Annotated in this window: 20 protein-coding genes; 9 read left to right on the top strand and 11 right to left on the bottom strand. The window is 55.0% G+C overall.

Features of this window, described 5'->3' with window-relative positions:
* The first annotated feature begins 13 nt into the window (after positions 1-13).
* Positions 14-1,087, top strand: a complete 1,074-nt coding sequence (locus ACR0DX_RS10865; protein WP_170355201.1) for a helix-turn-helix domain-containing protein — start codon at positions 14-16, stop codon at positions 1,085-1,087.
* On the opposite strand, the gene ACR0DX_RS10860 is transcribed toward ACR0DX_RS10865, so the two are convergent.
* Complete coding sequence (locus tag ACR0DX_RS10860) at positions 1,060-1,950, bottom strand: LysR family transcriptional regulator (RefSeq protein ID WP_170355200.1); 891 nt, start codon at positions 1,948-1,950, stop codon at positions 1,060-1,062. The genes ACR0DX_RS10865 and ACR0DX_RS10860 overlap by 28 nt on opposite strands.
* Before the next feature lie 104 nt (positions 1,951-2,054).
* On the opposite strand from ACR0DX_RS10860, the gene ACR0DX_RS10855 reads away from it, so the two are divergent.
* Positions 2,055-2,939 (top strand): phytanoyl-CoA dioxygenase family protein, encoded by an 885-nt coding sequence (locus ACR0DX_RS10855; RefSeq protein WP_170355199.1) that lies wholly within the window; start codon positions 2,055-2,057, stop codon positions 2,937-2,939.
* An 8-nt stretch (positions 2,940-2,947) separates the two neighbouring features.
* On the opposite strand, the gene ACR0DX_RS10850 is transcribed toward ACR0DX_RS10855, so the two are convergent.
* A complete protein-coding gene (locus ACR0DX_RS10850; RefSeq protein WP_170355198.1) occupies positions 2,948-4,252 on the bottom strand; it encodes a UDP-glucose dehydrogenase family protein in 1,305 nt (434 codons plus the stop codon).
* A gap of 158 nt (positions 4,253-4,410) precedes the next feature.
* Here ACR0DX_RS10850 and gmd point away from each other — a divergent pair, with 158 nt between their 5' ends.
* Both gmd and fcl read left to right on the top strand, forming a co-directional pair.
* Positions 4,411-5,535, top strand: a complete 1,125-nt coding sequence (gene gmd, locus ACR0DX_RS10845) for a GDP-mannose 4,6-dehydratase (RefSeq protein WP_170355197.1) — start codon at positions 4,411-4,413, stop codon at positions 5,533-5,535.
* A gap of 10 nt (positions 5,536-5,545) precedes the next feature.
* Positions 5,546-6,523, top strand: a complete 978-nt coding sequence (fcl, locus tag ACR0DX_RS10840) for a GDP-L-fucose synthase (protein WP_170355196.1) — start codon at positions 5,546-5,548, stop codon at positions 6,521-6,523.
* 23 nt (positions 6,524-6,546) lie between these two features.
* Here the strand turns inward: fcl and ACR0DX_RS10835 are convergent, their stop codons facing one another.
* The 7 genes from ACR0DX_RS10835 to ACR0DX_RS10805 all read right to left on the bottom strand — a co-directional run bounded on the left by ACR0DX_RS10835 (position 6,547) and on the right by ACR0DX_RS10805 (position 16,017).
* Positions 6,547-7,623, bottom strand: coding sequence for a DUF2793 domain-containing protein (locus ACR0DX_RS10835; protein ID WP_480846104.1), 1,077 nt, complete (start codon positions 7,621-7,623; stop codon positions 6,547-6,549).
* A gap of 189 nt (positions 7,624-7,812) precedes the next feature.
* Positions 7,813-8,706: a UTP--glucose-1-phosphate uridylyltransferase GalU gene (gene galU / locus ACR0DX_RS10830; protein ID WP_170355194.1), complete on the bottom strand. Its 894-nt coding sequence runs from the start codon at positions 8,704-8,706 to the stop codon at positions 7,813-7,815.
* A gap of 307 nt (positions 8,707-9,013) precedes the next feature.
* Positions 9,014-10,819 (bottom strand): ABC transporter ATP-binding protein, encoded by a 1,806-nt coding sequence (locus tag ACR0DX_RS10825; RefSeq protein ID WP_480846101.1) that lies wholly within the window; start codon positions 10,817-10,819, stop codon positions 9,014-9,016.
* A 1-nt stretch (position 10,820) separates the two neighbouring features.
* Positions 10,821-11,750, bottom strand: a complete 930-nt coding sequence (locus ACR0DX_RS10820) for an ABC transporter permease subunit (protein ID WP_170355192.1) — start codon at positions 11,748-11,750, stop codon at positions 10,821-10,823.
* A 10-nt stretch (positions 11,751-11,760) separates the two neighbouring features.
* Positions 11,761-12,684 (bottom strand): oligopeptide ABC transporter permease OppB, encoded by a 924-nt coding sequence (gene oppB, locus ACR0DX_RS10815; protein ID WP_170355191.1) that lies wholly within the window; start codon positions 12,682-12,684, stop codon positions 11,761-11,763.
* Positions 12,685-12,751: 67 nt separating this feature from the next.
* Positions 12,752-14,380 (bottom strand): peptide ABC transporter substrate-binding protein, encoded by a 1,629-nt coding sequence (locus ACR0DX_RS10810; protein WP_170355190.1) that lies wholly within the window; start codon positions 14,378-14,380, stop codon positions 12,752-12,754.
* A gap of 401 nt (positions 14,381-14,781) precedes the next feature.
* Positions 14,782-16,017, bottom strand: a complete 1,236-nt coding sequence (locus ACR0DX_RS10805; RefSeq protein ID WP_170355189.1) for a lytic murein transglycosylase — start codon at positions 16,015-16,017, stop codon at positions 14,782-14,784.
* 170 nt (positions 16,018-16,187) lie between these two features.
* Here ACR0DX_RS10805 and ACR0DX_RS10800 point away from each other — a divergent pair, with 170 nt between their 5' ends.
* From ACR0DX_RS10800 to ACR0DX_RS10785, 4 genes are read left to right on the top strand one after another with little or no spacing between them, the layout of a single operon-like run.
* Positions 16,188-17,150: a cytochrome ubiquinol oxidase subunit II family protein gene (locus tag ACR0DX_RS10800; protein WP_170355188.1), complete on the top strand. Its 963-nt coding sequence runs from the start codon at positions 16,188-16,190 to the stop codon at positions 17,148-17,150.
* Positions 17,147-19,237: a cbb3-type cytochrome c oxidase subunit I gene (locus ACR0DX_RS10795; RefSeq protein WP_480846097.1), complete on the top strand. Its 2,091-nt coding sequence runs from the start codon at positions 17,147-17,149 to the stop codon at positions 19,235-19,237. The genes ACR0DX_RS10800 and ACR0DX_RS10795 overlap by 4 nt, the downstream gene beginning before the upstream one ends.
* Complete coding sequence (locus tag ACR0DX_RS10790) at positions 19,234-19,866, top strand: cytochrome c oxidase subunit 3 (RefSeq protein ID WP_480846095.1); 633 nt, start codon at positions 19,234-19,236, stop codon at positions 19,864-19,866. The genes ACR0DX_RS10795 and ACR0DX_RS10790 overlap by 4 nt, the downstream gene beginning before the upstream one ends.
* Positions 19,859-20,185, top strand: coding sequence for a cytochrome o ubiquinol oxidase subunit IV (locus ACR0DX_RS10785; protein WP_234899478.1), 327 nt, complete (start codon positions 19,859-19,861; stop codon positions 20,183-20,185). Before ACR0DX_RS10790 ends, ACR0DX_RS10785 begins: the two co-directional genes overlap by 8 nt.
* A 32-nt stretch (positions 20,186-20,217) precedes the next feature.
* Here ACR0DX_RS10785 and ACR0DX_RS10780 read toward each other — a convergent pair whose 3' ends face one another.
* Positions 20,218-20,559, bottom strand: coding sequence for a fluoride efflux transporter FluC (locus ACR0DX_RS10780; protein WP_480846092.1), 342 nt, complete (start codon positions 20,557-20,559; stop codon positions 20,218-20,220).
* Positions 20,560-20,579: 20 nt separating this feature from the next.
* Positions 20,580-20,948: a fluoride efflux transporter FluC gene (locus ACR0DX_RS10775; protein WP_480846174.1), complete on the bottom strand. Its 369-nt coding sequence runs from the start codon at positions 20,946-20,948 to the stop codon at positions 20,580-20,582.
* Between the two features lie 335 nt (positions 20,949-21,283).
* On the opposite strand from ACR0DX_RS10775, the gene ACR0DX_RS10770 reads away from it, so the two are divergent.
* Positions 21,284-22,759: an FMN-binding glutamate synthase family protein gene (locus tag ACR0DX_RS10770; protein ID WP_480846090.1), complete on the top strand. Its 1,476-nt coding sequence runs from the start codon at positions 21,284-21,286 to the stop codon at positions 22,757-22,759.
* Positions 22,760-22,767 lie beyond the last annotated feature (8 nt).

Genomic DNA, 22,767 nt, shown 5'->3' with positions numbered 1-22,767 from the left:
AAATATGCCGGGTATGACCACTAAACCTGTCAGGCCAGACCCGGAAGACGACGACTCGCTGGGGCCGCGCAGCATCTATGATGCTGATCCGCCAGAGGAAGACGATCTGTGGTTTCTGCCCGCCGACGCCGAGATTGACGAAGATTTTCTGCCACCGGGCCCGAAGGCCGATCGCAGAACACTGTTCGACTTCAGGGATTGGCGGGCCGCGCAGGCCGAACTCTCCTATGAACTGGCGGATCTTGCGGCAAGTTTCGGGGCTCTGGACGAAAGACTACGAGCGGGTCCAGAGGGATGGACGCATCGGTTGGCACTGATGGATGTTTCGGACCTAGGTTGGTGGACCGGTGACCGGATTGGCGTTGATCGCCTGGCGCTGTGGACAGGGTTGCGGATCGGATCGACCGGAGATGACGTTCAGGCGTTGTTTCGGGCAGGTTGGGCCGTCAGACGCCTGACAACCGGAGCTGGCCCGGCCGAGGGTGGCTGGACCACTGGATTGACCGCATTTCTTGATCGTATGGCGCTTGGCATGGACGAGGTCCCCGAGGCGATTGCTGATTTGGCGGACGTGATGGACGGGGTTGCAAGCTTGCACTCGGTTACGCAAGCAGCGATTGCATTCCACGCATGGCGCGCTCTGTCTCAGGGCATGGGACAAGACACAGAGGCTGCGGTCATTGCGGCCCGACACGCGGCAACGATGGGCCGGGGAGGCGCCCTTTTCATGCCGGTTGCACTGTCTGGGCCGGGTGCTTTGCGTGGGGTTGGAGAGGTCAACGATAAGCTAAGTGCATGGATCAAGGGGTTAGGTCAGGCCGTTTTGGCTGCATTGCTTCACTTGGACCGTGTCAGCGCGTGGGAACTCCGTGCTCGGGATCTGACGTCCGATCTGAGTGGGAAAACCCCGCCAATGCTGCTTGATGTGTTAGCCGCGTGGCCAATGGTTTCGGTTCCTTTGGCCGAAGAATTGACCAAGGCGTCACGAGCGACCGCGCAGCGTAACATTGACCTTTTCGCGTCACGCGGTTTGATCCGCGAGGTGACAGGGCAGGGACGTTACCGTGTCTGGACCGCAGCACTGTAATCCATGATCCAGTTGCGAAAGTCCCGGGCAGGGGGTCGCAAAGCAGATTTGGACGGGTAAATCAGGTGATAGGCTTCTTGCCCCGCGACGTCGATGCCGGGCAGGCAGGGCACAAGGCCCGACAGGGCCATGACCCGGTCGGATGCAGGGGCACGCGCCAACGCAATACCGCCTCGGTTGGCGGACAGCTCAGCCGCCATTATGGAATTGTCGGCAAAGAAAAACCGGGCCCGCCCGGCTGGAAGGCGCAGTGTTTCGAACAGATGAAGCCAGCTGGCGCGATGGGTTGATACTTCGATGAGGGTGAACTGAAACAGGTCCTCTGGGCTATGGATGCGATCCGCGATATCTGGCGGAGCGACGGGGTAAAGGCGTTCGCGCAACAATTCGTCGCCCTCAGTGCCGAAAAGTGTCGGATTACCGAAAACGATTTGAAGATCAGTAAATCGATTGGCAAAGTCTGCCGTCAGATTACCTGTCGTCAAAGACAGGTTGATCCTGGGGTACAGGTCCTGAAAGGCTGGCAATCCGCCGGCCAGAATACCATGCGCAAACAAAAGTACCGACTGAACGTACAAGCGTTGCCCGCGCGTTTCGCCAAAAAGACCCTTGGTCGACGTTTCCAGCATCAAAAGCGATTGCTGGACCGACGGCAAATAGGCGCGACCTGCCTCGGTCAGTGTCACAGAGTGGGGATGGCGATGGAAAAGGGGCGTTCCCAGTTGATTTTCCAGGGCTTTGACTTGCTGACTGACGGCGGCTGAAGACATGTTCAACTGCCCAGCCGCGCGCGCAAAGCTTTCGGTGCGGGCCGCGGCCTCGAAGACACGAAGCCAATTGAGTGATGGGATGCGGGACGACATGAATTCAGGCTAAGCTCAACTTACCCTCACGGGCAAGACACAACATTCTGCCTTACTTCGGATAACGTCTAAGCTTTGAAGACATGCCTGAGAAGGAGACACGCATGTCTGCATTGAATTCCGCGCCGATTGGCAGTCTGACGCCTGAGCAGATAGAAAGCTATTGGGAGGATGGATATCTGTACCCGCTCACTACGTTTTCGGAACAGGAAACGTCCGAGATCAGGGCAGAGTTCGAACAGATCGAGAAAGACTGGCTTGGCGCAGATCTTCCGCTACCCCTGAATACTTATAAACGGGTCAACGCACATCTTGTTATGCCGCTGGCAGCGCGTGTTGCGACGGACCCTCGGGTGCTGGATATCGTTCAGGGTATTCTGGGGCCGGATATCATGGTTTGGTCGGCCGAGTTTTTTGTTAAGGAACCGAACACCCGCCAAACAGTCGGTATGCATCAGGACCTGACCTATTGGGGGATGGGAGAAACGCCGGATCAGGTGACGGCGTGGATCGCGCTGTCTCCTGCAACGTGTGACAGCGGATGCATGGATTTCGTACGTGCTAGCCATAAGAACCCGATCCTGCCGCATAACGACACCTATTCGGATACGAATTTATTGTCGCGCGGGCAGGAGATCGCGGTAGAGGTCGCGGATGAGGATAAAACCCATATCGAGCTGGCACCGGGTCAGATGTCGCTGCACCACGGGTTGACCATCCACGGCTCCGGGCCGAACCGCTCGGATGACCGGCGGATTGGTCTGGCGATCCGTTATCTGAACCCGAATGCTAAGCAATTGGTGGCCGAACGCGATTATGCCCTGTTGGCACGGGGCGCCGATACGCATAGCAATTTTGTGCCGGTACCTGCGCCCGAAACGCTGTTTTCACCCGAGGCGTTGGCGCTTTACGAGCAGGTACGGCAAGATCAGAGAAAGGCCCTGGCCGAGGGAGCAGACAGTTCTGTGCCGCTGTACGCCATTTCTTAAAGCGGCGGTCAGCGGCCCACACCGATATAGGTTTCGAATCCCGATTTCCGGGCGGCCGATTTGGAATAGATGTTCCGCAGATCCACCATTCGGGGGGACTTCATTGAACGTGCCATGTCCGACAGGTTCAGGGCGCGGAACTCATTCCATTCGGTCAACAATACGACAGCATCCGCATCGGTGGTTGCGGTATAAGGGTCGTCGCACCATTCCACGCCCGGCAACAAGGCTAATCCTTCGGCCCGACCCTGCGGATCCACAACCCGAACCGTTGCGCCTCCGCCGATCAGTGCGGGGACAATGGTCAACGAAGGGGCATCACGCATATCATCTGTATTGGGTTTGAACGTAACACCCAGAACCGCGATGGTCTTACCGTTGAAGCTGTCATCGCATACGTCGCGAATTTTCTCGATCATGCGGTGTTTGACGCCGTCATTCACGCGCATAACCGTTTCGGTGATCTGCATCGGATAAGCGTGTTCCTGACCGATCCTCGCCAAAGCAGCGGTATCTTTAGGAAAGCATGAGCCACCATAACCCGGACCAGCATGCAGGAACTTGTTGCCGATACGACCATCCAGACCAATGCCACGCGCGACTTCTTTGACATCACCGCCCACACGTTCGCACAGGCCGGCGATTTCGTTGATGAAAGTAATCTTGGTCGCAAGAAACGCGTTTGCCGCGTATTTGATCATCTCGGCGCTTTCCAGATCCGTCGTCAGGATCGGGAAGTCTCGCAGATAAAGCGGCCGGTAAATCTCGGCCATAACTTCTGCGGCGCGGTCGCTTTCAACGCCAACGACAACACGATCGGGGCGCATGAAATCGTCAATCGCCGCTCCTTCGCGCAGGAATTCAGGATTTGAAGCGACGTCAAAATCTGCATCCGCATTGGCCTCAAGAACAGCCTCGTGCACCTTTCTGTTGGTGCCGACGGGCACGGTCGATTTGGTGACGATCACGGTGTAGTCGGTGACCGACTGAGCAATCTCTTGCGCGGCGGCCATCACGTAGGTCAGATCAGCGTGCCCGTCGCCGCGCCGGGTTGGGGTTCCTACGGCAATGAAAACTGCGTCTGCACCGTCCACGGCAGCAGCCAGATCGGTCGTGAAACTCAACCGCCCTGCTGCTACATTCTTGGCCATCAGGACATCAAGTCCCGGTTCGTAGATGGGAACTTGGCCGGCTTGCAACATCTCGATTTTCTTTTCGGCTTTGTCGACGCAAATAACGTCATGGCCAAAATCCGAGAAGCAAACGCCCGACACAAGGCCAACGTAACCTGTGCCGATCATCGCTATCCGCATTTTTCAATGTCCTTCAACAAAAGACTGTTTAACGCGCGCCAGCATTTCGCAAAGTTCAACGGGTTTCAATGCCGTTTCCTGCCGCCGGGTTGCATTCTGGGTGTTCTTGCTGTTTCTGAGGGTCCTACCAGCCAGATTGAGTTTTGTGGAACGAGACAATGACAAAAACTGCTTTAATAACCGGCATCACAGGGCAAGACGGATCGTATCTGGCCGAGTTTCTCTTGGAGAAAGGGTATGAAGTTCACGGAATCAAGCGCCGCGCCTCGTCGTTTAATACGCAACGTATTGATCATATCTATCAGGATCCGCACGATCCGAACCCTCAACTCCACTTGCACTATGGTGATCTCAGCGACACGTCCAACCTGACCCGAATCATTCAGGAAGTTCAGCCGGATGAGGTCTATAACCTGGGCGCGCAATCCCATGTTGCCGTCAGCTTTGAATCGCCGGAATACACAGCGGATGTCGATGCGATTGGGACGCTGCGATTGTTGGAAGCGATACGGTTTTTAGGCCTGGAAAAGAAGACACGTTTCTATCAGGCGTCCACTTCCGAGTTGTATGGCTTGGTGCAGGAAATTCCTCAGAAAGAAACCACACCGTTCCATCCCCGGTCCCCATATGCCGTAGCCAAGCTTTATTCATACTGGATTACTGTGAATTACCGTGAGGCGTACGGGATGTATGCTTGCAACGGAATTCTGTTCAACCACGAAAGCCCGCGCCGGGGTGAAACCTTCGTGACGCGGAAAATCACACGGGGTCTTGCGAATATTGCGCAGGGGCTTGAGGAGTGCCTGTACATGGGCAACATCGACAGTCTGCGCGATTGGGGGCACGCGAAAGACTATGTGCGGATGCAATGGCTAATGCTGCAGCAGGATGCGCCAGAAGACTTCGTTATCGCGACAGGCGTACAGTACTCCGTCCGTCAGTTTATCGAGTGGTCCGCTGCGGAACTGGGTGTTACGCTGGAGTTCTCGGGTGAAGGCGTTCAGGAAGTTGCGACTGTTAAAGCGGTCGAAGGCGAAAAAGCGCCCGCGCTTAAGCCCGGGGACGTCGTCATGCGTATCGATCCGCAATACTTCCGACCCGCCGAGGTCGAGACCCTGTTGGGCGACCCGTCGAAGGCCAAAACCAAACTGGGATGGGTGCCGGAACTGACCGTTCAGGAAATGTGTTCTGAAATGGTAAGCGAAGACCTCAAGACCGCCAAACGTCATGCCTTGCTGAAAGAGCACGGCTTCGATTTGCCAGTAAGCCTGGAAAATGGCTGAGGTGGGCGCAATGCGGAAAATCTATGTTGCCGGTCATCGTGGTATGGTCGGTGCGGCCATACTACGGCAGTTGCAAGATCGTCGGGCGGCAGGTGAGGCATTAAGCATTGTAACCCGCACTCATGCGGAACTGGATTTGACTGATCAGTCCGCAGTTCGGCACTTCATGGAGACCGAACGGCCCGATGTTGTCGTTTTGGCGGCAGCCAAGGTCGGAGGTATTCACGCGAACAATACATACCCGGCAGATTTCATTTACGAAAACCTGATGATCGAATGCAACGTGATCCATCAGGCGTTTTCAGTAGGAGTCCAGCGCCTGCTGCAACTTGGCAGCTCATGCATCTATCCCAAGGCTGTACCGCAACCGATGCGAGAAGATGCTCTGCTGACCGGAGTGCTTGAGCCGACAAATGAGCCGTATGCAGTCGCCAAGATTGCAGGTATCAAGCTGTGCGAAAGCTACAACCGGCAGCACGGCGTTGACTATCGCTCGGTTATGCCAACCAATCTGTACGGCCCAGGCGATAACTTTCACCCTGAAAACAGCCATGTTCTGCCGGCTTTGATCCGTCGTTTTCACGAAGCCAAGCGGGACGGTCTGGACGAGGTAGTCATTTGGGGAACCGGTAAGCCGCGCCGAGAGTTTCTGCACGTAGACGATATGGCCGAAGCGTCTCTGTTTGTGCTCGATCTGCCACGCGATGTTTACGAAGCGAACACAGAACCCATGCTGAGCCATATCAACGTCGGCTGTGGCGAGGATATCTCGATCGCGGAGCTTGCAACTCTGGTGGCCCGCACGGTGGGTTACACCGGGCGGATAACTCAGGATGTCAGTAAACCAGATGGCACAATGCGTAAGCTCATGGATGTGTCACGACTGGCGGATATGGGTTGGCGTGCGCGGATCACCTTGCAAGACGGCATCCACGAAACCTATGCGTGGTTTCTGGAACAGGCAGATGCTGACTTGCGGGCAAAGTGAAGCTCAGATTACAAAACCTCTGATCAGAACCAGCGTCCTGTGGCGGTTGCGGTCGGAGCGACAGGTGCAGGGTCGGAAACCGTTGATAGTACTTGATAGGAAACATCTGTGGCTGCCGGCGCATCAAACCCGACAAATCGCGAGACCGATCCACCGCTGCCGCTTAGGGCAGGTTTGGTCCCAGAGGCAAAGGCAATTGGAAAGGTCCAACTGTTTTGCCCGCTTGAAAAAATCGCGCCTTCGCCGATGGTGCAGCCTACTGCGCTCAGATTGACTGTACAGATTTGAGTGCCGTCTGCGAAACGAACAAATTCACCATTTGCGTTCGAGCCCCGCTCGATCACCGCGCCTGTCGGCGTGCCAGATGTTTGTGACACAGATCCTAGCACGTTGCCGGGGCTATAGCCAAAATCCGCCCGCATCAAACGACCCGCAGTTACGTCCGAAGCACTGCTTTGAATCGCTGCACCAGTTGCAATTGCCGTTGTCGGATCGAAAACAAGGGCATCTGTCCATGTATTCCCATCTGCCGAAACTTTGATCGAAAAACCAGTTGAGCCTGCCAGTCCCATTTCGGCGTGACCGGTCCAGTTGGATTGAAACAAAAGCGAAGCGGTATCCCCCGCGCTTGCCTTGTTGATCTTTAACTGGTGGCTATTGCCCTCATGGCTTAGCAATGTGGCAGAAGAACGAACCGAGAGGCGGTTTGTTGCGTCCGAGGTCGTTGCGACGCCTATCCCGTCCAGATTCTGCGTTGCCCCTGCCGGCACAACCCAATCCGAGCCCGTCCAGACTTTCACACGCCCGGCGCTGATGTCCCACGCTCTCCAGCCAATATCTGGCGCTACAAAGTGCCACGCATTATCCAACCATGCCGCAAGCATGTTTTCCTGACCTGACCATTCACCAACCGGAGCTTCACCCACGGCATGAACTTCACCCTGCGCTGGGGCCACTGGTGGGTTTGATGCACCGGTTGACACGACGCTTAATTGAACAATCACATCCAATTGCCGTAAGGCTTCGTTATGAGTGACGTGCTTTTGTGCTTGCGAGGGTTGAATGAATGGTAAATCCAAGCGGGGTGAAACTTGTGGCATTGGGGCGTGTCCTCCTGAAGATGCTGGTCCGACAATTGCTTTGCGCGCCAAACTGCCATCAAATGGATGAATCCACGCTAAGCGGGCAGAACGCTTCCGAAAGAAAGTGGTAAGTTTTCTGTCAGGTTGCCCGAAAAAGAAAAGGCACCCAAAACCGGGTGCCTTTGTACTGAGATAATGGGGCGGAAATTATTGGGCTGCTTGGTCAGTCGCCATCGTATCGTGCAGATATTCCCGCAGGTCGTCGCGCAGATCGGGTCGGGCCAATGCAAAAGCCACGGTTGCTTGTAGAAATCCAGCCTTCGAGCCGCAGTCGAAACGTTGTCCTTCGAACTTGTGCCCAAATACTGGCACACCATTTCCGATATCCTCGGCAATCGCGTCCGTCAGCTGAATCTCACCACCGCTGCCTTTTTTCTTCTGGTTCAGATTATACAGAACCGATGGGCCCAGAATGTAGCGGCCGATCACGGCGAGGTTCGAAGGTGCCTCATCCGGTTTGGGTTTTTCGACCATGCCACGGGCGCGGACAACTTGTCCGATATTCTCACCTACGTCCAAAACACCATAGGAGCTGGTTTTTTCCTGAGGAACCTCCATCGCAGCCACCATGTTTCCGCCGGTTTCCTCATAGGCTTCGACCATTTGCTGCAAGCACGGTTTGTCCGCGGCGATGACGTCATCAGGCAACATGACGGCAAAGGGCTCATCCCCGATCAATCGGCGAGCACACCACACAGCATGGCCTAGCCCCAAGGCTTTGTGCTGCCTGATATACGCGATTGCGCCACTTTCCATGTTGGTTTCATCCAGCACTTCAAGCAGCTCGTCTTTGCCCTTGGCCTTGAGTTCTTGCTCCAGAATATGGTTGTGATCAAAATAGTCCTCAAGCGCGGATTTGCCGCGCGATGTGACAAAGATGAATTCCTTGATGCCAGCCGCACGCGCTTCGTCAATTGCGTATTGGACCAGCGGACGATCGACCAGAGTCATAATCTCTTTGGGGACGGATTTCGTCGCAGGCAGAAAGCGGGTACCCAGTCCCGCAACCGGGAAAATCGCTTTGGTAACCTTGCGTACCATTGTACCTCTCAGTTTTTAAAATTTGCACCGAAGTCCAGAGGCTTCGGAACGTTGTCTTAGGCCGTGAACCCGGAATGTTCAATGACATCGCGAGACCGCTAGGGAAACAGGAGAAATCGTGCCATCCCAATACAGGGAAGTCAAAACGATCCATTGTCACATGCGAATGAAACCTTACCTTTCGTGCTATTTTAGGAAACTAATTTACATTTTAGAGCGAGATAGTTTCCAAAAAAGCGCCTAATTGATGGAAAAACAGGCGGGTTGGTTAATACCTCAAAGCCAGAATCTGGCTTTGAGGTTTGTACTATGCATTGGCCACAATGCTTTCCAGTGGATCATGTTCCGCAACGAAGTGATCGGGCTTAATTTCGTTAAGTTGCGGGACATAGTCCTCTTGGCCAGCGGACAGGCGACTGGGGAGAAACCGCAGGGCAGCCTTCGGATCCATCGGCGAGGGAAGCTCACCGGGGATTTTCAGCCTTTGGCGGCTCCGTTCCACATCTGGGTCAGGGATCGGAACAGCCGATATCAGAGACTTGGTATAGGGATGGATCGGATCAGAGCAGATCACCTCGCCATCCCCCAGCTCCACGATCCGACCCAGGTACAACACCATGATCCGGTTCGACACGGCACGTACCACCGACAGATCGTGGCTGATGAAGATCATCGAAAGGCCGAACTCCTGCTGCAACTCGCGCAGCAATTCAACGATCTGCGCCTGAATGGACACGTCCAAGGCCGAGACCGCTTCGTCGCAGATGATCAGCTTGGGTTTGTTGATCATCGCGCGCGCGATGCCGACCCGTTGGTTCTGACCGCCTGACAACTCGTGTGGATAACGGTTGATCATGTTGGCGTTTAAGCCCACACGCTCCATCATTTCGCTGACCATCTGCTTGCGCTCGCGGTCCGTCAGATCAGGGCGGTAGGTCTTGAGCGGCTCGGCGATCGAAGCCGAGATTGTCATGCGCGGATCGAGGCTGGCCAATGGGTCTTGAAAGACGATCTGCAAGTCCTTGCGGTACTTGTTCAGCTCGGCGCGTTTCAGACCCACAATAGGATTGCCCAACCAGCTGACATTTCCGCCACTGGGTTCTATCAGTTGCAACACGGCGCGCGCCAGCGTGGACTTGCCGCAGCCGGATTCGCCCACAACGCCCAGAGTTTCACCCTTGCGGATGTCAAAGCTTACGCCATCGACGGCTTTGAGTGGCACTTTGCGCCCGAACAGCCCGCCTTTGACGTTGATCGGGAAATGCACCTTGACGTCATCGACCTTGAGCAGCGGTTCTTCGACCTTCTCCAACGCCTTGGGCGCATCGCCCGCATCAATGCGTGGCATCGCCTCGAGAAGGGTGCGGGTATAGTCGTGCTGCGGGTTGCGGAAAATTTCGCGGGTGTCTCCGGCCTCAACAAATTCGCCCATGCGCATGACTTGAATACGGTCGCACATACGGGCGACTACGCCCATATCATGGGTAATCAGGGCAATCGCGGTGCCTTCGTCCTTTTGCAGGCGCACCATCAGGTCAAGAATGTCGGCCTGAACGGTCACGTCCAGCGCCGTTGTCGGCTCATCCGCGATCAGCAGTTTGGGATTGCACAGCATCGACATGGCGATCATCACGCGTTGGCGCATCCCGCCTGACAGCTCGTGCGGGTATTGATCCAGTCGCCGCGCGGCCTCGGGGATGCGGACGCGGTTCAGCCAGTCCAGACAGCGAGCCCGCGCTTTGGAACCCTGCAGCCCCTCATGCACCTGCAGAACCTCGCGCATTTGCTGGCCGATGCGCAGATGCGGGGTCAGCGCGGTCAATGGGTCCTGAAAGATCATGCCCACGTCTGAGCCACGGATCTTGTTCAGGCGGTTGATGGGCAGGTTCAGGACTTCGGTGCCGTTCAATTTGACTGACCCAAGCGCCCGACCAGCAGGTGGCAGCAAGCCCATGGCCGCCATGAAGGTTTGGCTTTTGCCCGACCCGCTTTCACCCACGATGCCAAGGCATTCGCCGGGGTTTATGTCGAAACTGATGCCTTTGACGGCCTCGACCACGCCATCGGGCGTGTCGAACTGGACTTTCAGGTCTTTTACGGAAAACAGACTCATATCAGCGATCCTTTGGGTCCAGAGCGTCACGCAAACCATCCCCGATGAAGAACATCGTGATGATGATGGCGACGTAGAATGTCAGCGGGAACATCAATTGCCACAGGGTGCCATACCCCATGGTTCCCGCCCCTTCCGCGATGAGACGACCCAGCGAGGTGTACGGTTCTGAAATCCCCAGCCCAAGGAACGAGATAAAGCTCTCGGTCAGGATCATTTCAGGCACCAGAAGCGAGGCATAGACGATCACCACGCCCAGCAAGTTGGGCAGGATATGGCGGTACATGATCGTGAATTCGCTGACGCCTGCGGCGCGGGCGGCCTCGATAAACTCACGGTTTTTCAGGGTCAGGGTTTGACCCCGTACGATCCGCGCCATGGTCAGCCAGCCGACCGCGCCAAGTGCGATGAACAGCATGAAGAAGGATCGACCTGCCACGACTAGCAGCAGAATAATCACCAGAGTTGCCGGGATCGCCAGCAAGATGTCGACAAAGCGCATCATGACGCTGTCGGTCCGGCCACCGATATAGCCTGCGGCGATACCATAGCAGGTGCCCACGATTAGCGCCGTGGCCGCCCCGATCAGACCGACTAACAGCGATGTGGTGGTGGCCTGTATGACGCGGCTGTACAGATCGCGCCCTAGATCATCGACGCCAAAAAAATGCCCCGTCTCAACCGAGGGCATCCCCATGCCACGAACGTCACCCATGACGTTCCAGTCGATCTCTTCATTGTTCCAGACCGCGAAATAGGGACCGATGATGGTGAACAGAACGATCAGCGCTAGAATGACTAGGCTGGCCATCGCAGCCTTATTGCGCACAAAACGCATCCGCGCGTCCTGCCACAGTGAACGCCCCTGAATGACCGTGTAATCGGTGATATCTTCGGCCAGGTGGGCGGCTTTTTGAGATTTTCCAAGCATGGTGCGCCCCTTAGTACCGGATTTTCGGATCGAACCAGGCATAGGCCAGGTCGGTAAAAAGGTTCACGACGACGGTCAGCGCGCCATAGAGGATCGTGACCCCCAAAAGTACCGCGTAGTCGCGTGAAAGGGCCGAGCCGACATAGGCTTGCCCCAGACCTCCGGTCGAGAAATAGATGTCCACGAAGACCGAACCGGTCAGAACATAGACGAAGACCGGGCCCAAATAGGAGACGACGGGCAAGAGCGTCGGTTTCAACGCATGGCGCCAGATCACGGTTCTGGTCGGCAGGCCCTTGGCCCGCGCGGTGCGGATGAAGTTCGAGTTCAGAACCTCGAGCATCGACGAGCGTGTGATCCGCGCGATCGAGCCGACATATGAGGTCGCGAGCGCGATGACGGGCATGATCAGGTATGGCCATTGCCCCCCATTCCAGCCACCGCCCGGCAACCAGCCCAACCACAGGGTAAAGGTCAGGATCAGGATCGGGCCCATGATGAAGTTCGGCAGCGCCTGAGCTGCAATGCCCAGACCGACAGCGAAATAGTCGATCCAGCTATTGTGCTTGATGGCTGCCGCAATCCCCAGGCCTACGCCAATCGTGGTAGCAAACAGGAACGACAGCGATCCATAAGTCAGCGAGATCGGGAAACCTTGGGCGATGATGTCGTTTACATCGCGGTCCTTGAACTTGAAGGATGGTCCGAAATCGAAATGCACCACGATGTTATAAAGATAGTCCCAAAGCTGCTTCCACAGCGGCTGGTCCAGCCCATAGCGTGCCTCGATATTGGCCAGAACCGCAGGCGGCAGAGGCCGTTCCGAGGTGAAAGGCCCACCGGGCGCGAAGTGCATCAAAAAGAAACAAGCGACGATCAACAACAAGATCGTCGGAACGGCGACCAACAGCCGCCGGATGATATAGGCAAGCATTTCATGCCCCCAATTATTGGCTGTGCCCCAAAAGCGGTTCTTGGGGCACAGCGGGATCTAAAGGTGATTACTCGGCTGTTTTGTAGAGGTTTTTGGAGTACCAGTTCTGCTCTACATTATTGACCGGCCAGTTCCCCACATCGCTGTCCATCATGTAGACGCCAGCATAGTGATAGATCGGGATGACGGGGGTCTCTTGCGCGATGATACGCTCGACCTCGGTATAAAGCGGCGCGGCATCGTCCGCGGTTTTGGCAGAGGCCAGCAGTTCATCAACTTTGGCGTTGTTATACTTGCCGTCGTTATAGCCCGAATCCGACTGCAACAGGTCCAGGAAGGTCGAGGCTTCGTTGTAGTCGCCACACCATGCGCCACGGGCCAGATCGAAGTTCTGGTTGCCGCGCTCTTCCAGGAACACTTTCCATTCCATGTTGGCCAGCTCGGCGTTCACGCCCAGTTTCTGTTTCCACATCTGGCTCAGCGCCACGGCAACTTTCTTGTGGGCCTCTGACGTGTTGTAGACCATCTCAAAGCTCAGCGGATTGTCTGCGCCATAACCGGCCTGGGCTAGCAGTTCCTTGGCCAGTTCGTCCCGTTCGGCTTGCGACATCGACGCCATTTCGACGTCCGGAACGGTGAAGCCTGCGGTTGCTTCGGGCGCGAAAGTATATGCCTGCGGCTGACCGCCTGCCATGATGTTCTCGGTGATGATCTTACGATCTACGGCAAGCGACAGGGCCTGACGGACATTCGGGTCTTTGAACGCTTCCGGACCACCTTCGGACAGGTTGAACGTGTAGTAATAGTTGCACAGACGCGGGAAGCTGATCGCCTCTTCCGGGTGCTCTTTTTGCAGGCGCGGGAACTGGCCTGCGGGAACTTCCGTGCGGTCCAGTTCACCGGCCAGATAGCGGGTCAGGGCCACGTTTTCATCGTTGATGACCAAGGCCACTACCTTTTCGATGATCGTGTTGTCATTGTCCCAGTACATCTCGTTACGCTCGCGGACCGAGCGTTCCTGCGGCAGATGCTCGGTAAGAACATAAGCACCGTTCGACACGATGTTGCCGGGCTTGGTCCAGGCGTCGCCGAACTCCTCAATCACTTTCTGCGGGGCAGGGAAGGTGGTCGCATGCGTGGTCATCTGCGGGAAATAGGACAGCGGTGCGCTCAGCTTTACTTCCAGCGTGTGGTCATCGATGGCCTTGACGGCCAGATCGTCAACCGGCTTTTCGCCTGCGATAATTTCAGACGCGTTTTCGATCGACATCAGTTCCATGTACCATGCATAGGGCGAGGATAGAGCGGGATCGACGGCGCGTTTCCAAGCATAGACGAAGTCGCCTGCCGTAACCGGATCGCCGTTGGACCACGTAGCGTTGTCTCGCAGGGTGAAGGTGTAGACATCTTTGGCGTCATTCGTGGTAAAGCCCGTTGCTACACCTGGAACCAGATTTCCGTCTTCGTCCTGGTTCATCAGACCTTCGAACAGATCGCGGACGATCTCGGCGCCCGAAACATCCTCAACTACCTGCGGATCGACCGAGCTGTGCTCGTCCAGAATGCGATATGTGAACGTCTGGTCATCGGCCAGCGCTTCACCCGTGGTCGGGTGGGTCCCGGCGGCAAAAGCCGCGCCGGTGATCATGGTCGAGGTCAACAGACCTGCTAGCGAAGTTCGAATATATTTGTTCATGTTTGTATTCTCCCGTTTTTGGGGGCGACACACGCATAGCCCGTCAGAGCGGTCGCTGACCTCTCTGATTGTCCGGCTCGGATCGAGCTCGGGACGGGTTCACAGTTTGCTTTGTCAGATCGCAATGAACACCGCGTCGCAGTCTTTCGGTTGCAGTCGGAAACGTGGTTGCGAAAGTCGCCCTTCACTGGGGCTGACGTTGGCATTATTTCAAAAAAGGTTAAAGCCTTTGCCTGCAAATTGGGCAATCTAACGTCAATTGTGAATGAAAACGGGTCCTATCCGGCAATAAAATAATTTAGCGCAGGCGCTTCTTGACACTTTTGTGAAGCTGCTTGGAAACAGGTTGACGCTTTACGCTTGGTAATGGCTCAAGCATAGCCTGTGAAAACAGCGAATCGCTATTTGGCCAGAGTCGCTTTCATTGAAGCCGCGGGGAAACAGGTCGGGATACGGCCAGTTTGTTCCTGCCACCTACCGATAGAACGGCGCGTCTTGAATCCAGGTAAACCATCCGCTCCGCCCACGTCGTGCCCTTGAGCTTCTAATGCTTTCTGCATTGCTACAATGTCTGATCGGTAAAGCGGGTCTATCGCACCCCAACGTCCCTTGAAGTCGCCGATTTGGTACTGGATGCGATCGCTTACGTGGCCGACAAACAGTGCATACAGATCGCTGTTGTTGTATCGCTTCAGCACATAGAAATTTGGTGTAACCAGAAATGCTGGTCCGTTTCGACCAGCAGGCATCATCAGATATCCTTCTTCGGGCAGTTCATGCTGTGGGAATGGTTTCCCCGACACTCGCTGAATGCCCAGTTTAGCCCAATCACGAATAAGTTTACCCTGATCAGGCCCCTCGTTTGCGCAGGACACAGATAGGGGAACCGTGACTTCAAATCCCCAATCGCGGCCCGGCACCCAGCCATGCCGCGCAAGATAGTACCCAATTGACGACAAAGTATCGTCAACCGAGGTCCAGATGTCTGCGCGTCCGTCTCCGTTTCCGTCAACCGCATGTTCAAGATAATTCGAGGGCATGAACTGGGGTTGCCCAAGAGCTCCGGCCCAACTGCTTTTCATCCTACCAGGTGGGGCGTGGCCCGCCTCGGCAATCTCGAGCGCTGCGATCAGTTCTTTGGTGAACAGTTCCGTCCGCGTGCTCATAAACGCTTTGGTAGCCAGAACCTGTATGGCGTCATGCCGGATGGGCACTTGACCGTATCCGCTTTCTCGTCCCCAAATAGCCAACAATATGCGGGCAGGGACACCGGTTTCAGTTTCAACTCGGGCAAGCACCGCGCCATGGCGGCGGGCCATCTTACGCCCAACCGAGGTTGCACCTTGCACTGAGCCAGGGTTGAAATAGCGGGCAGGCGCACCGAATTCGGCCTGTTTCTGTTGCGTCGGCTGCACCCTGTGTGTTCCGGGTGGAACCAGGTCGGGAAGATCCCAGTTGAGCATCACACCGTCAAATGCTCGCTGAAAAGTGTGTTTTGAAACGCCCTTGGCTTTTGCGTTCGGCCATATGGTTTCATCAATCCACGCTTGAAATTGGTGTTCGATGGCAGCGCGGTCCTGAGCCCGCGCAACAGTCGTGCAAAGTAGAAGAGCAAGAAAACAAACAATCCAATGCATTTCCGAATTGTCTCAACCTACGTGGTTCGCAAGTCAATAGTTCGTTTGTATAAGGCAGGGGTTGATCGCAAAGGAATAAGAACAATTTGGGGTTTTGGAAAACTCTTGAGAAATCGCCCGACTCTGTTGATAGTTCAGCCAGACCATATGCCGTAGGAGGGCGAACAGGCGTGGCCCATTTCAGAGTGTCATCCGCTGTGTTGCCAATCGCTGCATTGGTTCTGACCGCGGGGTTGTTTGCACATGTGGCCCATGCTGCCGACAGTTTTCTGGAGCCGCAAGGCCCCATCGCAGCCGTTCAGAAAACACATCTGGTGCGAGCAACGCTGTTGATCCTGATTGCTGTTGTGCCGGTTTTATGCCTCGTACCTTTGATCGCAATCAGGTATCGGAGGCGCAAACAAAGTCAGTCAGCTTATGCCCCGAACTGGGACTTTTCGGCGCGTCTGGAGTTCTTGATGTGGGGCGTTCCGGTCGTGATCGTCGCGGTCTTGTCTTTCTATCTGTGGAAGGCAACTCACCGGTTGGATCCTTATGCAAACTCATTTGGTGAAGCGCCTGCCATCAATGTGCAGGTCGTAGGCTTAGATTGGAAATGGTTGTTTATCTATCCTGACCACGGCATCGCCACTGTGGGAGAGTTCGGGATACCTGTAGGGCAACAAGTCGCGATAACGTTGACGACTGACACCGTTATGCAGTCTTTCATGATCCCTGCGTTAGCCGGCCAGATTTACGCGATGCCGGGAATGACCACTCAACTGCATCTCGTCGCCAACACGCCAAAGACCATGCAGGGTGAAAACACGCAGTACAATGGCAGGGGCTTTACCAAGCAAAAATTCCTGACACAGGCCATGCAGTTGCAGGATTTCGATACGTGGGTAAACAGCGTGCGCGCCAACGGTATTCCGCTAACAACCGAGACCTATAAAATACTGGCAATGCGCACCGACAGGGACGAAGTTCAGGCTGCGTTGGGCACCGCGACGATGCCTCTGAACGCCTTGTATTTCACACTGGATGACGGCGACTTGTTTCATTCTATTCTGCACCGTTACCACAGCGGTCAACCTTTGTCGGCAGCGCAACAGCCCGGGACCGTTTCATATGGTCAGGAGAGCGGGCAATGACGATTGAGTACAGCGGAATATTCGGCCGTCTGAGTTGGGAATCTTTTCCGATTGCGGGGCTGATCCAGTCTCCGAACGCCAATGAGATTGTCGCCAACGCCGCCGCCGCGATTGTGATAGTCGGAGCAATAGCCGTTATCGGCTTACTGACTTGGTTTCGTCTTTGGGGTCCACTGTGGCGCGATTGGCTGACCAGCGCAGATCATAAGAAAATCGGCATCATGTACATCGTCTTTGCAATCGTCATGTTGGCTCGGGGCGTTCTTGAAGGTGTTGTGATGCGCGCTCAGCAGGCCGCAGGCCCAGGTGAAGGTTTTCTGGAAGCTGAACACTTTGCCGAACTGTTCAGTACCCATGGCACAATCATGATTTTCTTTGTCGCGGTTCCTTTCGTTTTCGGCATTGCGAATTTTTTGGTTCCCCTGATGATCGGTGCACGAGATGTCGCCTTTCCGGTCATGAACCAGATCAGCCTTGGTCTTACGGTCTCCGCAGGCATGATGCTGATGGTGTCATTGGTGGTCGGAGAGTTCTCGACCGGTGGCTGGACGGCCTATCCACCCTATACTGGTGCAGCCTTTAACCCCGGCATAGGACCGGACTACTGGATCTGGGCCATTGTTGTGTCGGGTATCGGAACAACTCTGACAGGCATAAACTTCGCGGTAACGATCTATAAATTGCGCGCGCCCGGTATGACCTTCATGCGTCTGCCGATGTATTGTTGGACGATCATCTGCAGTTCGATCCTGATCGTTTTCGCAATGCCACCGCTTAGCGTGGCGGCTCTGATGTTGGCGGCGGATCGATACCTGGACTTCCATTTTTTCACCAACGACCTTGGTGGGAACATGATGAACTATGCCAATCTGTTCTGGCTGTTCGGCCACCCCGAGGTCTATCTGCTGGTCCTTCCCGCGTATGGGATTTATTCCGAGATTTTCGCAACCTTTTCGGCCAAACGACTGTACGGCTACAACTCGCTTGTCATCGCCACGATGTCGATCGCGGTTATGTCGTTCACGGTTTGGCTGCACCATTTTTTCACGATGGGTCAAAGCGCGCTGATAAATGCGGTGTTTGGGATTGCTACGATGCTGATCGCTATTCCGACCGGAGTGAAGGTTTATGACTGGATGGCCACACTGTTTCGGGGCCGAATCCGTTTCTCGGTCCCGATGCTGTATGGCCTCGCATTCCTTATGCTGTTTGTGATTGGCGGCCTCAGTGGCGTTCTTCTGGCTAATCCAACGTTGGATTATCAGGTTCACAACACGCTGTTTCTTGTCGCGCATTTCCACAACGTGTTGTTGCCCGGGGTGTTGTTTGGGTTGCTGGCTGGATATAACTACTGGTTCCCCAAGGCCTTTGGGTTTCGTTTGAACGAAGCTTGGGGGCGATTGACGGTTGTTCTGTGGACAGTTGGGTTCATGTTGACCTTTTTGCCGCTGTATTTCGTCGGTCTGATGGGGATGCCCAGACGGTCTTTCAGTTGGGAGGACCCCAGCTTCCACCCCTATATGATCGTTGCGGCGCTTGGATCACTGGTGATCCTGTCAGCATTGCTGGCGGTCGTTGCGCAACTATGGATCAGTATCAGAGACCGCGAGAAAACACGCGTGCCGGTTGGCGACCCATGGGATGCCCGCACACTGGAATGGTCGACGCCGGCGCCGCCGCCGCCTTACAACTTCGCTATTATCCCCAAGGTGACCGAGCGGGATGATTTTGCTGCGGCCAAGGAACGAAACGAAGCTTACCCGCGGCCTGAGACTTACGAGGATATTTTGCTGCCGCGCAATACCGCGATCGGTTTCGTTTTGTGTGTTTTCAGTGGTGTTTGGATGTTCGCGCTTGTCTGGTGGATCTGGTGGTTGGCCGCGTTGATGAGCGTCCTTATCGTCGTGGCGTTCATCGCCTGGACGTTCCAAACGGACACCGAAGAGGTCATACCGGCCACCGAGGTGCGCAAACAGCATGAAGCATGGCTTGAGATTGTGCGCAATTCGGACCCTGTCAATCGCGACCATGAATGCACACCTGAAAACCGTGGTCTTGCGCGACCAGATATGGAGGCCGCAACATGAAGCGCGCTCCAACCCATAGTTACCCTGGATTGAACCTGGGCCGCAGGCATCCCGAAGCGGACAAGGCCAGTGAAGTCGTCACATTCGGTTTTTGGGTCTTTCTAATGAGCGACCTTGTCTATTTTGGTCTGATGTTCGCGATCTACATCACCATGATAGATGCGCAGGCCAGTGGACCCGGTCCGCATGAGCTGTTCAACCTTAAGAGCATTTTTGCCCAAACGCTCATCTTGCTAACGAGCAGCTTGACTGTGGGGCTGGCGATGCTGGCCCTGAAGTACAACCTGCCACGCTCACGCATTGTGATGTGGTTTGGCGTGACGCTGGTTCTGGGGTTGAGTTTTCTGGTTCTTGAAATGAGTGATTTTGTGGCGATGGCTGAAAAGGGAGGCATTCCCCAACGCAGCGGGTTTCTGTCCGCTTTCTATGGCCTCGTTCCACTGCACGGCCTGCACGTTGCTGCCGGTTGCATCTGGTTGATCGTGCTTGGCATCCAGCTTCGCGTTTTTGGTCTGACAGACCTGCTTATGTCGCGGGTCGTGCGGTTGGCCTTGTTTTGGCATTTCCTTGACCTGATCTGGATCGGGATCATCACGATCGTTTATTTCGGAGGGCTTGCCTATGGATAAGCGCAGCGAAATGCACCGTCGGGAACGCCGTCGTTATCTTATAGGATATGGCGGCTCACTGCTGCTGACCATTTCTGTCTTCTTGGCAGCGTTTGTCTTCGGTATTGCGACCAAGGGCGTTTATTTGACGATTGGATTGCTGGGGCTTGCGCAATTGATTTTACAGCTGGTCTACTTCCTTCACATTGATCGCAGGCGCAGTAGTCGTGAAGATTTGGATCTTGTGTTGTTTTCAACGCTGGTTTTGCTGATCATTATAGTCGGTACAATCTGGATCATGGGAAATTTGGCGGTGCGCATGCACACGTTTCCAATGTAGTGGCCAAGTTGGAAACGTGAACTCTTCGGTATTCAAAGCCTTGCCAACAAAAGACCAAATCCAAGCGCTATCCAGCACAAGGCAAGGCTGAGGCATATGTTGCCCGCAGCCAGGGCAAATGTGTTCCTGCGCCGCAACTCCAGCGATTGATAAGCAAAGCTTGAAAAGGTCGTGAAGCCACCGCAGAACCCGAAAACAAGGTTTTTCTGTTCCTCGCTTATCTCAGTCACTCCGCCGAGGTACCCGATCCAGAGGCCCAGAATGAAGCTTCCAGCAACATTTACGATCAACGTCGCAAAAGGCAGATCGTGATTGATTTTCAAAGCCACCCAATGGCGCAGGACCGCACCTAGACCCCCGCCTAAACCAAACATTATATGCTGGTAAAATTCGCTCAACACCCGGACCTCGTGTTGAAAACGCGGCGACCTATTGCTTCGCCCGCGAGGGCGGCAATTAGGCCACATGCGATCTCAAGTACGGCAGCCATTACGGCGTACCAGGGGTTTATAGCGGCCAACATGTCTAAGTCTGCAACAAAAGAGGAAAAGGTAGATAGCCCGCCGCAAAACCCGACAGCGCCAAGGTGCAGGACATGGGCATGTACGCGGTGTCTTATGGAATATAGCCAGCCCAAGACAAAACAGGCGGCAATGTTAATCCCGAAGGTTGTTGTTAGGATCCGAATGCCGGGGATCTCTAAAGAAAAAGCCTCTCGAAACAATGACCCTGCTGCGCCACCCACGAAAACAGCCAAAAACATCCACGCTGTGGCTGAAACCTTCGGGTGGGTAGATTTTTGGGCCAATGATTTCGTCCGTTTCAAGCGTGCGAGTTGGATACCGTGTGACTAAAGTAGGATCAACTATGAGCCGACCTGAAGCCCTGCCCTCAAAATCATCGTCATCTAAATGCACTGATACAATTGCTTGCAATCAAACGCCAAATGCCCCCACGATTTGATCGAACCGCCATCTGATTTGGAGAGCTAGGATGATCGTCCGCAGACTATTTTATTTTCTCAGTTATGTGTGTCTGCCGCTGACGGTTGTTTGGGGACTCTTTTGGCCTCCTGCGCATTGGTTGTTGATATTCTTGGTGCCATATTCAGTGATCGGGCTTTATGACGTTCTGACCACCAAGCACAATGTGCTCAACAACTATCCGGTTCTAGGTCACTTCCGCTATATGTTGGAGTTCGTCAGCCCCGAGATACGTCAGTATTTCGTTGAGACCAACGAAAGTGGCCGACCTTTTAATCGTATCATCCGTGGGTTGGTCTATGCGCGCGCCAAGGGGCAGGTGGATACGCAGGCGTTTGGTACGCAATACGATATCCTGACCGTTGGGTATCACCGCGCCAACCACTCGCTCGCGCCCAAACATGTGGATGAAAGCGAAAAGCGTGTCTTTCTGGGTGGCCCCCAATGCAGCCAGCCCTACAACGCCTCGCGATTGAATGTATCTGCCATGAGTTTTGGTGCCTTGAGCGCAAACGCGATCAGAGCTTTGAATGGTGGCGCTAAGGATGGTGGATTCGCCCATAATACTGGTGAAGGTGGGTTGTCTCCGCACCATTTGGCCGAGGGCGGAGACATCATATGGCAGATTGGAACCGGTTACTTTGGGTGTCGGACGGCCGATGGCGGTTTCGACAAGGACAAATTTGCCGAAAAAGCCGGTACAGAAGTTGTCAAGGCGATTGAAATCAAGCTGTCGCAAGGGGCCAAGCCATCTCATGGCGGTGTGCTGCCTGCCGCAAAAGTTGACCAAGAAATCGCTCAAATCCGGGGTGTGCCGGTGCATCAAGACGTTATCTCTCCGCCGGTGCACTCTGCGTTTGAGGGGCCAACGGGGCTGATGCAATTCGTGCAGCATCTGCGCGAAATATCAGGTGGTAAGCCGGTCGGGTTTAAACTGTGTATTGGACGCCCGTCTGAGTTCATGGCGATTTGCAAAGCGATGCTTGCAACAGGGATTGTGCCGGACTTCATCACCATTGACGGAGCCGAAGGTGGCACCGGCGCGGCCCCGGTCGAATTTACCAATCGACTGGGGATGCCTCTGAACGAGGCTCTGATCTTCGTCAACAATTGCCTGCGCGGTGTAGGGTTGCGGGATCAGATTAGGATCATTTGCTCGGGCAAAGTGGCGACGGGATATGACATGATCGAGAAATTCGCGTTGGGTGCCGATATGTGCAACTCGGCTCGGGCGATGATGTTCGCGATAGGTTGTATTCAGGCCTTGCACTGCAACACAAACAGATGCCCGTCCGGCGTGGCGACCCAAGACCCGATCAGGGGGAGAGCGGTGAACGTACCGCAAAAACGCAAGCGTGTTCAGCGCTACCATGACGCGACTGTGGAGAGCTTTGTAGAAATTCTGGGGGCTATGGGCAAAGAAACCACCGCCGAGTTGCACCCATCAGATATCCGGCGCCGTACCGCAGATGAGCGTGAGAATTCCTATGCTGATCAATACACGCTAGTGGATTCCGGTGCTTTCCTTTCAGGTTCCATTCCGGATGAGTATGCGGCTGATTGGGAACAAGCCACATCCGAACATTTCTGATTTTTTTA

It is taken from the genome of Ruegeria sp. D3, assembly GCF_056534465.1.
The sequence above is the reverse complement of the archived record's forward strand: the minus strand, read 5'-3'. Positions and strand labels throughout refer to the sequence as shown.

Coding starts and splice junctions, on each gene's coding strand:
- ACR0DX_RS10865 (WP_170355201.1), top strand. CDS start 14: ATGACCACTAAACCTGTCAGGCCAGACCCGGAAGACGACGACTCGCTG.
- ACR0DX_RS10860 (WP_170355200.1), bottom strand. CDS start 1,950: ATGTCGTCCCGCATCCCATCACTCAATTGGCTTCGTGTCTTCGAGGCC.
- ACR0DX_RS10855 (WP_170355199.1), top strand. CDS start 2,055: ATGTCTGCATTGAATTCCGCGCCGATTGGCAGTCTGACGCCTGAGCAG.
- ACR0DX_RS10850 (WP_170355198.1), bottom strand. CDS start 4,252: ATGCGGATAGCGATGATCGGCACAGGTTACGTTGGCCTTGTGTCGGGC.
- gmd (WP_170355197.1), top strand. CDS start 4,411: ATGACAAAAACTGCTTTAATAACCGGCATCACAGGGCAAGACGGATCG.
- fcl (WP_170355196.1), top strand. CDS start 5,546: ATGCGGAAAATCTATGTTGCCGGTCATCGTGGTATGGTCGGTGCGGCC.
- ACR0DX_RS10835 (WP_480846104.1), bottom strand. CDS start 7,623: ATGCCACAAGTTTCACCCCGCTTGGATTTACCATTCATTCAACCCTCG.
- galU (WP_170355194.1), bottom strand. CDS start 8,706: ATGGTACGCAAGGTTACCAAAGCGATTTTCCCGGTTGCGGGACTGGGT.
- ACR0DX_RS10825 (WP_480846101.1), bottom strand. CDS start 10,819: ATGAGTCTGTTTTCCGTAAAAGACCTGAAAGTCCAGTTCGACACGCCC.
- ACR0DX_RS10820 (WP_170355192.1), bottom strand. CDS start 11,750: ATGCTTGGAAAATCTCAAAAAGCCGCCCACCTGGCCGAAGATATCACC.
- oppB (WP_170355191.1), bottom strand. CDS start 12,684: ATGCTTGCCTATATCATCCGGCGGCTGTTGGTCGCCGTTCCGACGATC.
- ACR0DX_RS10810 (WP_170355190.1), bottom strand. CDS start 14,380: ATGAACAAATATATTCGAACTTCGCTAGCAGGTCTGTTGACCTCGACC.
- ACR0DX_RS10805 (WP_170355189.1), bottom strand. CDS start 16,017: ATGCATTGGATTGTTTGTTTTCTTGCTCTTCTACTTTGCACGACTGTT.
- ACR0DX_RS10795 (WP_480846097.1), top strand. CDS start 17,147: ATGACGATTGAGTACAGCGGAATATTCGGCCGTCTGAGTTGGGAATCT.
- ACR0DX_RS10790 (WP_480846095.1), top strand. CDS start 19,234: ATGAAGCGCGCTCCAACCCATAGTTACCCTGGATTGAACCTGGGCCGC.
- ACR0DX_RS10785 (WP_234899478.1), top strand. CDS start 19,859: ATGGATAAGCGCAGCGAAATGCACCGTCGGGAACGCCGTCGTTATCTT.
- ACR0DX_RS10780 (WP_480846092.1), bottom strand. CDS start 20,559: ATGTTTGGTTTAGGCGGGGGTCTAGGTGCGGTCCTGCGCCATTGGGTG.
- ACR0DX_RS10775 (WP_480846174.1), bottom strand. CDS start 20,948: ATGTTTTTGGCTGTTTTCGTGGGTGGCGCAGCAGGGTCATTGTTTCGA.